This window comes from Marivivens sp. ABH4_498 (genome assembly GCF_056160585.1).
Window position 1 is genome coordinate 364,125 of the sequence record NZ_JBSWXL010000003.1, and the last position, 11,924, is coordinate 376,048.

The 11,924-nt window shown below is 56.3% G+C and carries 15 protein-coding genes; 11 read left to right on the forward strand and 4 right to left on the reverse strand.

The window, feature by feature from the left end:
* Positions 1–87 precede the first annotated feature (87 nt).
* The 5 genes from ACXAGA_RS09165 to ACXAGA_RS09185 all read left to right on the forward strand — a co-directional run bounded on the left by ACXAGA_RS09165 (position 88) and on the right by ACXAGA_RS09185 (position 2,647).
* Positions 88–420 carry an AtpZ/AtpI family protein gene (locus ACXAGA_RS09165; protein ID WP_475117174.1) on the forward strand — a complete coding sequence of 111 codons (333 nt, stop codon included), beginning with the start codon at positions 88–90 and terminating at the stop codon, positions 418–420.
* A gap of 1 nt (position 421) precedes the next feature.
* Complete coding sequence (locus tag ACXAGA_RS09170; protein ID WP_475117175.1) at positions 422–1,168, forward strand: F0F1 ATP synthase subunit A; 747 nt, start codon at positions 422–424, stop codon at positions 1,166–1,168.
* A gap of 57 nt (positions 1,169–1,225) precedes the next feature.
* Positions 1,226–1,462, forward strand: coding sequence for a F0F1 ATP synthase subunit C (locus ACXAGA_RS09175; protein WP_067550029.1), 237 nt, complete (start codon positions 1,226–1,228; stop codon positions 1,460–1,462).
* Positions 1,463–1,542: 80 nt separating this feature from the next.
* The gene (locus ACXAGA_RS09180; protein ID WP_475117176.1) at positions 1,543–2,070 is read left to right on the forward strand and encodes a F0F1 ATP synthase subunit B'; all 528 of its coding nucleotides are present in this window, start codon (positions 1,543–1,545) and stop codon (positions 2,068–2,070) included.
* A gap of 4 nt (positions 2,071–2,074) precedes the next feature.
* Positions 2,075–2,647 carry a F0F1 ATP synthase subunit B gene (locus ACXAGA_RS09185; RefSeq protein ID WP_475117177.1) on the forward strand — a complete coding sequence of 191 codons (573 nt, stop codon included), beginning with the start codon at positions 2,075–2,077 and terminating at the stop codon, positions 2,645–2,647.
* A 120-nt stretch (positions 2,648–2,767) separates the two neighbouring features.
* Here ACXAGA_RS09185 and ACXAGA_RS09190 read toward each other — a convergent pair whose 3' ends face one another.
* Positions 2,768–3,421 (reverse strand): YiaD family glycine zipper/OmpA-like lipoprotein, encoded by a 654-nt coding sequence (locus ACXAGA_RS09190; RefSeq protein WP_475117178.1) that lies wholly within the window; start codon positions 3,419–3,421, stop codon positions 2,768–2,770.
* Between the two features lie 173 nt (positions 3,422–3,594).
* Here ACXAGA_RS09190 and nth point away from each other — a divergent pair, with 173 nt between their 5' ends.
* The 4 genes from nth to ACXAGA_RS09210 all read left to right on the forward strand — a co-directional run bounded on the left by nth (position 3,595) and on the right by ACXAGA_RS09210 (position 8,454).
* Positions 3,595–4,239, forward strand: coding sequence for an endonuclease III (gene nth / locus ACXAGA_RS09195; protein WP_475117179.1), 645 nt, complete (start codon positions 3,595–3,597; stop codon positions 4,237–4,239).
* Positions 4,236–5,228 (forward strand): adenosine kinase, encoded by a 993-nt coding sequence (locus ACXAGA_RS09200; protein ID WP_475117180.1) that lies wholly within the window; start codon positions 4,236–4,238, stop codon positions 5,226–5,228. The genes nth and ACXAGA_RS09200 overlap by 4 nt, the downstream gene beginning before the upstream one ends.
* Positions 5,229–5,353: 125 nt before the next feature.
* Positions 5,354–7,372, forward strand: coding sequence for a M3 family metallopeptidase (locus tag ACXAGA_RS09205; RefSeq protein WP_475117181.1), 2,019 nt, complete (start codon positions 5,354–5,356; stop codon positions 7,370–7,372).
* The gene (locus ACXAGA_RS09210) at positions 7,372–8,454 is read left to right on the forward strand and encodes an alpha/beta hydrolase (RefSeq protein WP_475117182.1); all 1,083 of its coding nucleotides are present in this window, start codon (positions 7,372–7,374) and stop codon (positions 8,452–8,454) included. The genes ACXAGA_RS09205 and ACXAGA_RS09210 overlap by 1 nt, the downstream gene beginning before the upstream one ends.
* Here ACXAGA_RS09210 and ACXAGA_RS09215 read toward each other — a convergent pair.
* Both ACXAGA_RS09215 and ACXAGA_RS09220 read right to left on the reverse strand, forming a co-directional pair.
* Positions 8,448–9,353: a cation diffusion facilitator family transporter gene (locus ACXAGA_RS09215; protein WP_475117183.1), complete on the reverse strand. Its 906-nt coding sequence runs from the start codon at positions 9,351–9,353 to the stop codon at positions 8,448–8,450. The two genes, ACXAGA_RS09210 and ACXAGA_RS09215, sit on opposite strands and share 7 nt — an antisense overlap.
* Before the next feature lie 36 nt (positions 9,354–9,389).
* Complete coding sequence (locus tag ACXAGA_RS09220) at positions 9,390–9,911, reverse strand: SH3 domain-containing protein (protein ID WP_475117184.1); 522 nt, start codon at positions 9,909–9,911, stop codon at positions 9,390–9,392.
* Positions 9,912–10,028: 117 nt separating this feature from the next.
* On the opposite strand from ACXAGA_RS09220, the gene ACXAGA_RS09225 reads away from it, so the two are divergent.
* Together ACXAGA_RS09225 and ACXAGA_RS09230 are read left to right on the forward strand one after the other, a co-directional pair.
* The gene (locus ACXAGA_RS09225) at positions 10,029–11,015 is read left to right on the forward strand and encodes a 2-hydroxyacid dehydrogenase (RefSeq protein ID WP_475117185.1); all 987 of its coding nucleotides are present in this window, start codon (positions 10,029–10,031) and stop codon (positions 11,013–11,015) included.
* Positions 11,016–11,037: 22 nt separating this feature from the next.
* On the forward strand, positions 11,038–11,499 hold the full coding sequence (locus tag ACXAGA_RS09230) for a pyridoxamine 5'-phosphate oxidase family protein (protein WP_475117186.1): 462 nt from the start codon (positions 11,038–11,040) through the stop codon (positions 11,497–11,499).
* On the opposite strand, the gene ACXAGA_RS09235 is transcribed toward ACXAGA_RS09230, so the two are convergent.
* Positions 11,496–11,858 carry a YbaN family protein gene (locus ACXAGA_RS09235; protein WP_475117187.1) on the reverse strand — a complete coding sequence of 121 codons (363 nt, stop codon included), beginning with the start codon at positions 11,856–11,858 and terminating at the stop codon, positions 11,496–11,498. The genes ACXAGA_RS09230 and ACXAGA_RS09235 overlap by 4 nt on opposite strands.
* Positions 11,859–11,924 lie beyond the last annotated feature (66 nt).

The window sequence follows — 11,924 nt, forward strand, 5'->3', positions numbered from 1 at the left end:
TTAAGGTGCGACAATTTCGTGTTCACGGGTTGTTGACTCATTGCCCGTCTCGCCATAGCAAGGCGCCAACCGAATGTGGGGCGAAACGTGGCTACAGAACCGAAAGATCAGGATCGATTGGAGGCTCTGGAACAACGGATCGCACAGGCCAAGGCGGAAACGTCCGAAAGCCACCACATGAAGAAAGACTATTCCCAAGCGCAGCACGCGTGGCGGATGGTCACCGAATTAGTTGCCGGTCTATTGATCGGTTTCGTCATCGGGTACGGATTGGACTACGCCTTGGGCACCAAACCGATTTTCCTGGTGATTTTCATTTTGCTGGGCTTTGCCGCCGGGGTGAAAACCGTGATTGGCTCTGCTCAGGAATTACAGACGCAACTGTTGGACAAAGAGTCCGGCAAAAACGGGGAAAAGTGACGTGGCAGACGCAGCACCAGGCGAAATCGTAATCAAGCCGTTTGACCAATTCATCGTGAAGCCACTGTTCGGCGGCACCGAAGTGCACTGGTACACGATCACCAACGTAACACTGTGGATGGCGCTGGCTGTTCTGTGTGTTGTCGGCCTGTTCGTGCTGGGCAGCCGCGGTCGTGCGATCGTACCGTCGCGCAGCCAGTCGATCGGCGAATTGTTCTACGGTTTCATCTACAAAATGGTCGAAGACATCGCCGGCCACGACGGCGTGAAGTATTTCCCATACATCTTCACTGTTTTCCTGTTCATCTTCTTTGCGAACTTCCTTGGCCTGCTGCCAATGTCGTTCACCACAACCTCGCACATCGCAGTGACCGCTGTTCTGGGCTTTGGCGTGTTTATCATCGTGACCGTGATCGGTTTCGTGAAAAACGGCACCAGCTTCTTGGGCCTGTTCTGGCCGTCCGAAGCGCCAATGGCTCTGCGTCCGATCATCGCTGTGATCGAGGTTATTTCCTACTTCGTACGCCCTGTCAGCCACTCGATCCGTCTTGCCGGTAACATCACCGCAGGCCACGCAATGATCAAAGTGTTCGCAGGTTTCGCCGCTATTGCAGCTGTTGCTCCGCTGTCGGTTGTTGCTATCGCAGCAGTCTACGGCCTGGAAGTTCTGGTTGCAGGCATCCAAGCGTACGTATTCACCATTCTGACCTGCATCTATCTGAAAGATGCGCTGCACCCAGCGCACTAAGATAACCGCAAGTCTGAATTCACTATCCAGCCAATTCCATCGTAAGGAGATACAATCATGGAAGGCAATATCGCACAATTGGGTCAGTTCATCGGTGCTGGCCTGGGCGCAATCGGTTCCGGCCTGGCAGCTATCGGTGTTGGTAACGTTGCTGCAAACTACCTGTCGGGCGCTCTGCGCAACCCTTCGGCAGCTGCATCGCAGACCGCGACTCTGTTCATCGGTCTGGCATTCGCAGAAGCACTGGGCATCTTCTCGTTCCTGGTTGCTCTGCTGCTGATGTTCGCAGTCTAATCATCTGACGCATCCTTACGGTCGGGGCGCGCAGATCCTGCGCCCCCGATATTAACTAGGGTCCGACGGAGAGAGACGAGATGGCAGACACTACCACAGCGGTCGAACACGGTGGCGGCGCAGCAATGCCGCAGCTGGATCCATCGACCTTTTCGAACCAGATTTTCTGGCTTCTGGTCACGCTCGTCGTGATCTACTTCGTGCTGTCCCGCATTGCACTGCCGCGCATTAGTGCGGTTCTGGCAGAGCGGTCCGGAACGATCACCAACGATCTTGCAGCTGCAGAAGAGCTGAAAGCCAAAGCTGTTGAAGCTGAAGAAGCTTACAACAAAGCACTGGCCGACGCCCGCGCAGAAGCATCCCGTATCGTTGACGAAACCAAAGCGCAAATTCAGGCTGACCTGAAAGTCGAGATGGCCAAAGCAGACGAACAAATCGCTGCCAAAGCTGCCGAAGGCGAAAAGGCTATCGCTGAAATCCGCGCAAACGCACTGAATAGCGTTTCCGAAGTTGCCAAGGCTACGGCTGCGGAACTGGTCGCTGCGATGGGCGGTACAACTGACGACAAAGCGATCGACGCTGCTGTCGCTAATCAGATGAAAGGCTGAGATTATGAAAAAACTTCTAATCCCCGCTTTTGCTTTGATGGCGCAGCCAGCACTGGCCGCTAGCAAGAACCCATTTTCGGCAGATTTCTATTCGCTATCGAACAGTGATCTGATCGTAACCCTGGCGTTCCTGTTGTTCGTTGGTGTTTTGGTCTACTTTAAGGTTCCTGGCAAAATCGGCGAAATGCTGGATGGCCGCGCTGACTCGATCAGCAAGGAACTGAACGAAGCCAAAGCTATTCGCGAAGAAGCGCAAGCTTTGTTGGCATCTTACGAGCGCAAGCAACAAGAAGTGGCGGAGCAATCCGCACGCATCGTTGCAACCGCAAAAGAAGAAGCTGAAAAAGCTGCGGCTCAAGCGAAACTGGACATTGCTGAATCCGTTCAGCGCCGTCTGACTGCTGCACAAGAACAGATCGCTAACGCCGAAGCATCGGCCGTGCGCGAAGTTCGCGACAGCGCAATCAACGTAGCTGTGTCCGCAGCACGTGACGTTGTGGCAAAGCAGATGACCGCTGCTTCGGCAAACAAACTGATCGATGACGCAATCGCAACCGTAGACGCAAAACTGCACTAAGGTTCGGTAGCTCCGATTTGAATGACCCCGTTGGTTCGGCCAACGGGGTTTTTCGTTTTTAGGGGCAACGAAAAAGGCCGCCCCAAAAGGGACGGCCGGTTTGGTTCGAATGCGGTTCGATTAACCGTTCGGGATAATGATGATTTCCACGCGGCGGTTCTGTGCGCGGCCTGTTGGTGTCAGGTTGTCCGCGACTGGTGCATCTTCGCCGCGGCCAAAGGCCTGAATGCGGTTGGCCGACACGCCTGCGTTGATCAGAACCGATGTGACGGCCTGCGCGCGGCGCACAGACAGCTGTTGGTTATAGGACGCAGCGCCGGTGTTATCGGTGTGACCGATGACCTGAACGGTTGTGTTCGGGTAGGCATTGATCGAACGGGCAACGGTGTACAGGTCGTTCTGCAGCGCACCGGTCAGCGTCGCGCTGTCGGTTGCGAACAGGATGTCCTGAGGCATCGTCACGATCAGCTGTTCGCCGGTGTTGACGATCGATGCTTGGCTGCCAAGCTGCGAACGCAGTTCGGCTTCTTGTTTGTCTAGGCTTGCCCCGCCAACAGCGCCCAAACCACCACCGATAGCAGCGCCCAAAATAGCGTTGCGGCGGCGTTCTTCGACGTTGTCGCCCGATGCGATCCCGACAAGAGCGCCAAGCCCAGCACCAACGACAGCGCCGGTCTGTGTGTTACGATTTGGGTTGTTCGGGTCGGTCATGGTACATGCCGAAACCCCAACCAGTGCAGCGGTCGCAAAAGCAAGCGAAGTACGTGCAATCATAATAGGTCTTTCCTAATCCAATCAGAGACGCAAGATTCCCGCGTCAGTTGCCTATCCTATATGGTGCAGACGCGAATGTTATCCAATATCGCACTGGTTTTACCCTCTGATTAGACGGTTTTCCGCCCATTGGACGCTTGCTTGATCCTGATGCTGGGGGCATACCCGATGGCATGGTTAAACAGCTTGATTACAAAACGATCCGCGAAATCTTTAGCCGGTTTCAGGAATCAGAGGCCGAGCCGAAAGGCGAATTGGATCACGTGAACGCCTATACGTTGGTTGTTGCGGTGGCTTTGTCCGCGCAGGCCACCGACAAAGGCGTGAACCGCGCCACTGCCGAATTGTTCAAAATCGCCGACACGCCGCAAAAGATGCTGGATCTGGGCGAAGAACAGTTGATAGAACACATCAAAACGATCGGCCTGTATCGCAACAAGGCAAAGAACGTCATCAAGCTAAGTAAAATTCTGGTCGACGACTACGGCGGAGAGGTTCCCAATTCCCGCGCCGCGTTGGAAAGCCTGCCTGGGGTCGGGCGCAAAACCGCGAACGTTGTGTTGAATATGTGGTGGCATTATCCATCGCAGGCCGTGGATACGCATATCTTTCGGTTCGGCAATCGATCGGGCGTGGCCGTGGGCAAAGACGTTGTTGCCGTCGAACGCGCGATCGAAGACCACATCCCCGTCGATTTTTCACTGCACGCTCACCACTGGATGATCTTGCACGGGCGGTATACTTGCACCGCCAGAAAACCCAAATGCGCGGCCTGTCTGATCCGCGATCTATGTATGTTTGAGGATAAAAACCTATGAAAAAGTTTCAGGTCGTCGGTATCGGCAACGCCATGGTTGACGTATTGACCCGCGCCGAAGACGCATTTCTGGCCGATGCTGGTATCGAAAAAGGCATCATGCAGCTGATCGATATGGACCGCGCCGTTGATCTATATTCGCGCGTCGGCCCCGCCAAAGAGGTATCGGGCGGATCGGCTGCGAACACCATCGCAGGCATTGCGCATTTGGGCGGCAAAACCGCCTATGTCGGTAAGGTCAAGGATGACCAGCTGGGCGCGATCTTTGCTCACGATCTGCGCGCGCAGGGGGCCGTGTATGAAACCAAACTGGCGGGCAAAGATGCGCCGCAGGAAACCGGCCGCTGCATCGTGATCGTGACGCCTGATGGCGAACGGTCGATGAACACCTATCTGGGCGTGACCGAATTTTTGGAACCGTCCGACATTGACGAATCCATGATGGCGGATGCCGAATGGATTTACCTAGAGGGCTACCGTTTCGACGGCCCCGCCAGCCACGAAGCGTTCGCCAAAGCCATCGCAGCCTGCAAAGGCGCGGGCGGCAAGGTGTCGATCACTTTGTCCGATCCGTTCTGCGTCAGCCGTCACCGCGACGCGTTCCGCACAATGATCCAGAACGACGTGGATCTGTTGTTCTGTAACCGCGCGGAAATGCTGTCGATGTACGAAACCGAAGATTTCGATGCCGCATTGGCCATGGCCGCGAAAGAGGTTGAAATCGTTGCCTGCACCGACAGCGAACATGGCGCGCATATCCTGTCGGGCGATCAGCGTTGGCTGGCCCCTGCGGTCCCGACCGATATTCAGGATGCGACAGGCGCGGGCGATCTGTTTGCGGGCGCGTTCCTGTGGGGTCTGACCAACGGTCATGATCTGGAAACCTGTGGCCGCATGGGCTGTGTCGCGGCTAGCGAAGTCATCAGCCACATTGGTGCACGTCCTGAAAGCGATCTAAAGGATTTGTTCACAAAGCACGGTCTATTGTGATCCCATCGCTCAGTTACTTGGTTCTGCCCTCGTCCGATTAAATCGGGCGGGGGCTTTTTCGTAATTAGGCTCTGGCACATGGTCGGTCGCGGGCCTACGTTTGGTGTAACGATTAGGAGTTTTCGATGACCAACCCACTGCTAGCTGACTGGAATACGCCATTTGGTTTGCCGCCCTTTGACCAGATTTCCGATGATGATTTCGCGGACGCCGTCGATGCCGCACTGGCCGATGCCCGCGCGAATTTCGCGGCGATCACCGCGACCCCCGATGTGACATTTGAAAACACGATCGAAGCGACCGAAACCGCCACCGCAACGCTGGACCGCGTGATGGGCGCGTTCTATGCGCTGGCGGGCGCGGATGCGAATGACAAACGGGAATCGCTGATGCGCGATTTTTCCCCGAAAATGTCCGAATTCTGGTCCGAGGTGACATCGAACGAAGCGCTATTCGCGCGGGTTCAGCAATTGTGGGATAGGCGCGATGATCTGAACCTGACCGATGAACAGCAGCGCCTGCTGTATCTGTCCCATCGCGGGTTTGTCCGTTCGGGCGCTCAGTTGACCGGCGCGGATGCTGATCGGTTGAAGCAGGTGAAAACCCGTCTGTCCGTGCTGGGCACTCAGTTCACCCAAAACCTGTTGGCGGATGAACGGTCGTGGTTCATGCCTGTGTCCGAAACCCAGATCGCCGACATGCCCGATTACGTCAAATCGGCGCTACGTGCAGCGGGCAAGGACAAAGAACAGGACGGCCCCGTTGTGACGCTGTCCCGTTCGGTCATCGTGCCGTTTCTGCAAACCTGCCCAGACCGCGAATTGCGCCGCAAAGCATACGAGGCATGGACCGCCCGCGGGGCCAACGGCGGCGAAACCGACAACCGCGCGATTGCGGCCGAAATTCTGGCCCTGCGCAAGGAACGCGCGAACCTGTTGGGGTACGCTGATTTCGCCCATTACAAACTGGAAACCGAAATGGCAGGCACCCCTGATGCGGTGCGCGATCTGCTGATGAACGTGTGGGAACCAGCCAAGGCCGCCGCAACCAGCGATGCCGCGGTTCTGGAAACCATGCTGCATAATGACGGCAATCAGGGCCCGCTAGAGGCGTGGGATTGGCATTACTATTCCGCCATCCGCCGCAAATCCGAACATGATTTGGACGAGGCAGAGGTCAAACCCTATTTCCAACTGGACCGTATGATCGAGGCGCAGTTTGCCTGTGCAAACCGTTTGTTCGGTCTGGAATTTGCCGCCGTCGAAGGCCCGAAATACCACCCCGATGTGCGCCTGTTCGAGGTGACCCGAAATGGCGAACATGTGGCGTTGTTCATGGGCGATTATTTCGCGCGCGGATCGAAACGGTCGGGCGCGTGGTGCAGTGCGATGCGGTCTCAGCAGAAATTGGCGGGGGATATTCGCCCCATCGTGATCAACGTCTGCAACTTTGCCAAACCAGCGGATGGGGAACCTGCGCTGTTGTCCTATGACGATGCGCGCACATTGTTCCACGAATTCGGCCATGCGCTGCATCAGATGCTGTCGGATGTGACGTACGAATCCATGTCGGGCACCAGCGTTGCGCGTGATTTCGTGGAATTGCCCAGCCAGCTATATGAACACTGGTTAGAGGTCCCCGAGGTTCTGGCCGAATTCGCCGTGAACCCCGAAGGGGACGCGATGCCGCAGGATTTGCTGGACAAAGTGTTGGGCGCTGCGACCTATGACATGGGGTTCCAAACGGTGGAATATGTAGCCTCGGCCATTGTGGATCTGGAATTCCATTTGGGCGATGCCCCTGCCGATCCGATGCAAAAACAGGCCGAGGTGTTGGAAGGCATCGGAATGCCATCCGCGATCCGTATGCGCCACGCGACCCCGCATTTTGCGCATGTCTTTTCGGGCGACGGATATTCCAGCGGCTACTACAGTTACATGTGGTCCGAAGTGATGGACGCAGACGCCTTTGCCGCGTTCGAAGAGGCCGGAAATCCGTTCGATCCCGAAACCGCCAAATCGCTAGAGGCAAACATCCTGTCGGTTGGTGGCACGGTGGATGCGGCCGACCTATACACGCGGTTCCGTGGTCGTTTGCCAGGGGTCGAGGCATTGCTAAAGGGCAGGGGCCTGATTGCGGCGTGATGCGTTTCTGGGTCATCGCGTTGTTCGTATTTCTGGGCGTTGCGGGCTGTACGCAGCGCCCGGATTTCGATGTTTTGACCCCGATAGACCCAAGCGATGCAGATACCGAAATTATCCGCGTTTATGTTGCCACGACGCGCGCACGCGACGCGGTGACAGGCGAATGGAACGGCAGCCCCGACTATGTCGTGCGTCATATGTATTATGATGTGTCGGTGCCGGAAAATCGCGCGGACGGCGAAATCAATTTCCCATCGGATTTTCCCGATTTGACGAACGAATACGCCGTTGTCGGGCAGGGTGATTTGGATGCGGACGCGTTTTATCGCGCCGTGAAAAACGCAAAGGCACAAAGCAATACCCAAGAGGTTGGCGTTTTCGTGCACGGCTACAATGCTCGGTTTCAAGAGGCCGTTTACAGGTTGGCGCAGCTGTCCGCCGATGCAGGCGAAGGCGGCGTGCCGATCCTGTTTACGTGGCCATCAGCGGGTAAACCGCTGGAATATATTGGCGATAGGCAGGCGGCGTTATTTTCGCGCGACGCCTTGGCCGATTTGATGGATGAACTGACCGACCAAACAGGGCAAACCATGGTTTTCGCGCATTCCATGGGCAGTTTCCTAACGATGGAGGCCCTGCGGACGTTGCGGTTGGAAAACGATACAGCGACGTTGGATCGTTTGAATATCATCATGGCCGCGCCGGACATTGATCCCTTTGTCTTTTCCCATCAGATGCAGACCGTGGGGCAGATGCGCGAACCAATGATTTTATTGGTCTCGCCCCAAGATCGCGCTTTGGGTTTGTCGGCGCAAATCAGCGGAGGGCGTGATCGTTTAGGGCGATTGGCCGTAGATGATCCGACTATTGCTACCGCACCGTGGTTTGATCAGGTCGTGGTCATCGATATCACCGCCGTGAACGCGGACCCATTGGGACACAGCCGATTTATCAATGTCGCTAGCCTGTATTCAGACCTGCAGGGAAACGACACGGGCCGCCCAGATTTTTCAACGGGCACCGCGTTTGTGTTCAACCAATTCGGCGGCGGTGCGTTGCGGCAGGTCGTGTTTGGTCAGTGATGGCGCGTGTCGTCTGGGTGGGGCTGAACGCCGATAGGGTCTTTGTGGATCAGAACATCGGCATTGGGATGAGCCTCGACGATTTTGCGGCGTAGGGCGGCACCGATCGCATGGGCGTCTTCTAACGATTGTGCGCCGTCCAATTCGATGTGCAGGTTCACGAAAACGCGGCTGCCTGCTTTGCGTGTTTTTAGGTCGTGAAACCCGTGCACGCCCGCGAAATTACCTGCGATAGATTCGATCGATGCAACCGTGTCGTCATCCGCTGCGCGATCCATCAGGGCATCCCACGCACCTTTGCCGATTTTCACGGCGCCGCCGATCATAATCAGCGCAGCCAAAATGGCGACGATATTGTCGATGTAGCCGATCCCGAATTGGCGATTGGCCCATAGCGCAATGATCGCCCCAATGGCAGGGATCAAATCGCCGATGTAATGCAGGCTATCGGCGGCAACCACGCGGTTGCCCGTGCGTTTGGACACAAAGGCCTGATAGCTGACCAAGGCGACAGTCAAAACAATCGACAAGACCATCACAGACATGCCCGCCATTTCATTTTCAATGGTGCCGCTGCTGCCCGTGATGAACCGCACGCCAGCCGCCGCTAAAATCGCAAAGGCAGACACGATGATGAATGCGGATTGACCCAACGCGGCCAAATCTTCGGCGCTGGAATGGCCAAAGGCGTGATCGTAGTCCGCAGGTTTTGCAGCATAAGCGATGGCCGCCAATCCGCCCATCGACATCAACAGATCCAGCGCGCTGTCGGCCAAGGTTGCGGCAATAGATAGCGACCCTGTCTGACTTAGCGCCCACAGTTTGGCCAGAACCAGGCTGACGGCGACACAGACGGAAAAGACCCCTGCAGACAGGTTTAATCGGTTCGGGTTGGACATATGCTGCGTCCTTTGCTCAGGGGGTATGTTTCAGACTTAGTCTAAAACTTCGTCTTCTCCAACGCCCCATAGCGCGGTTTTCGGGGCCCATCCGCGATACCCACCTGTACGAATTTTGCACCAGTCGATCGTGCATTCGTCGATGCGGGCGACCACACCCGATTCCAATAATGCGTTTTGCGGGCTGGTGTCATCGGGGCGTGCAAACAGAGGCTGCATGTCCGTGTCGATGATCACAGTGCGAACGCCGGACAGCATGATGTAGTGCACCCAGCCGCCCATACCGTCACGGTCCACAACGCGGCGCCAGTTTTCATATTCGGCCGTGACGCGCAGTGGCATATCGCGGCGCGTGAATACCCAATCAATGCGGTGCGTGGTGGATGGACCGCGGCGGACGTTGGCTTCGTTCGCCTTTAGCGACACAAATCGCGGCATCGGCAGGCCAGTGACAGGGCCGGATTCAGTCCCGATTTCCAGATTTTCGGTTTGTCCAACCGCAGGTAATGCAACAATAATCGCCAAAGCGGTGAGAAAACCGCGCAAAACACTGAACATTAGGTCACCTGTATGACTGTTGCTGCGCTGCGGCAGGTTGCTGCTCTTGTATCGCGCCGATCATACGGGCAATCTGCCATTAACCGCAGCAATTGAAAAGCAGCAGAAAGGGCGAAGATGCCGGGTAAACAATTGAGTGTTGTTGTCACGCGACGGTTGCCAGCACCGGTCGAGGCCCGCATGTCCGAACTATTCGATGTGCGGTTGCGAAACGATGATACGTGGTTGTCGCGACCAGAGTTATTGGCGCGGGTCAAAGGCGCGGATGTTTTGGTGCCGACCCTGACCGATACAATCGATGCCGAGGTTCTGGAGGCTGCTGGTCCTTCGCTGAAACTGATTGCCAATTACGGCGCAGGCGTTGATCACATTGATGTCGAAGGCGCGCGCCAACGCGGGATCATGGTGACGAACACGCCTGACGTGATGACCGAAGACACCGCCGATATGGCGCTTGCGCTGATCCTGTCGGTCGTGCGCCGCATCCCCGAAGGTATGGCCCAAATGCAAAAGGGCGATTGGAACGGCTGGTCCCCGACCGCGATGATGGGCGGGCGTATCGGTGGCCGCAAATTGGGCATTCTGGGTATGGGTCGAATCGGTCAGGCGCTGGCGCGTCGGGCCTCGGCGCTGGGAATGTCGGTTCATTATCACAACCGCCGTCGTTTGCGCACCGAAACGGAATCGGCATTGGGCGCGACCTACTGGGACAGTCTGGATCAGATGGTCGCCAATATGGATGTCATTTCGATCAACTGCCCACATACCCCCGGCACGTTCCATTTGATGAACGCACGCCGTTTGAAACTGATGAAACCGTCCGCGGTGATCGTGAACACGTCGCGCGGCGAAGTCATCGATGAAAACGCGCTGACCCGCATGTTGCGGGCGGGCGAAATTGCGGGCGCGGGTCTGGATGTGTTCGAACACGGAACCGAAGTGAACCCGCGTCTGCGCGAATTGCCGAATGTTGTGTTGCTGCCCCATATGGGGTCGGCCACCGTCGAAGGGCGGATTGAAATGGGCGAACGCGTGATCCTGAACGCCTATACATTTGCAGACGGGCACAGGCCGCCCGATATGGTTTTGCCCGAAATGATCTAACCTGAACAAAGTTGGAGGAGCGATGTTCACAGGAGAGGTAAGAACAGCCATAGACCGCGCCGTTCTATGCTGGCTGGCGACGGTCGACGATCAAGGTCAACCAAATGTGAGCCCCAAGGAAATTTTCTGCGCTCCATCTGAAACAGAGCTGATGATCGCTGAAATCGCCAGCCCTGTGTCCCACAGGAATATCGGCCAAAACAGCAAAGTCTGCGTCAGTTTTGTCGATGTGTTCCGCCAAAAAGGATACAAGGTACACGGGGATGCGCGGCTGATCCCTGCGGATACGCCAGAATACGATGATCGCGCAGGGCCTTTGATCGCGATGGCCGGTCCGAATTTCAAAGTGCGGTCCATCATTTTGGTCGATGCGATCCGCGTGTCGCCGATTGTTGCGCCCAGCTACACCAAATTTCCTGACACGACCGAAGCGCAGAAAATTCGGGAATCGTTCAAAACCTACGGTGTGCGCGCCGTCGATTAGGCCGATCCATTCGGACGGGTCAGAATATAGGTTGCCGCGCCGATTAAACATACCGCTTGGGCCGTCAATGCGGTCGCAGGTAGGCGCAAATACAGGCTTAGCGCGAACGCAGCGGCCATCATGGATAGCCCCATGGCTTTGTATCGTGGGGCAATTGCACCGTTTTTGCGCCAATCCAAAATCATGGGGCCAAATGTCCGGTGATTGATTAACCACAGTTCAACGGTGCGGCTGCCTTTGCCAAACAAAAAGGCGGCCAGAATGATGAATGGCGTTGTTGGGACAATTGGCAGTACGACCCCGATCAGTCCCGCAATGAGCGCAAGCGCACCTAGCGCCATCCAAATTAGGCGCATCATCGGGTTTCGGGATAAAGGGCGTGGATCAACTGTCATGGTAGACAGTATAGGACGGCCCCCACGTTT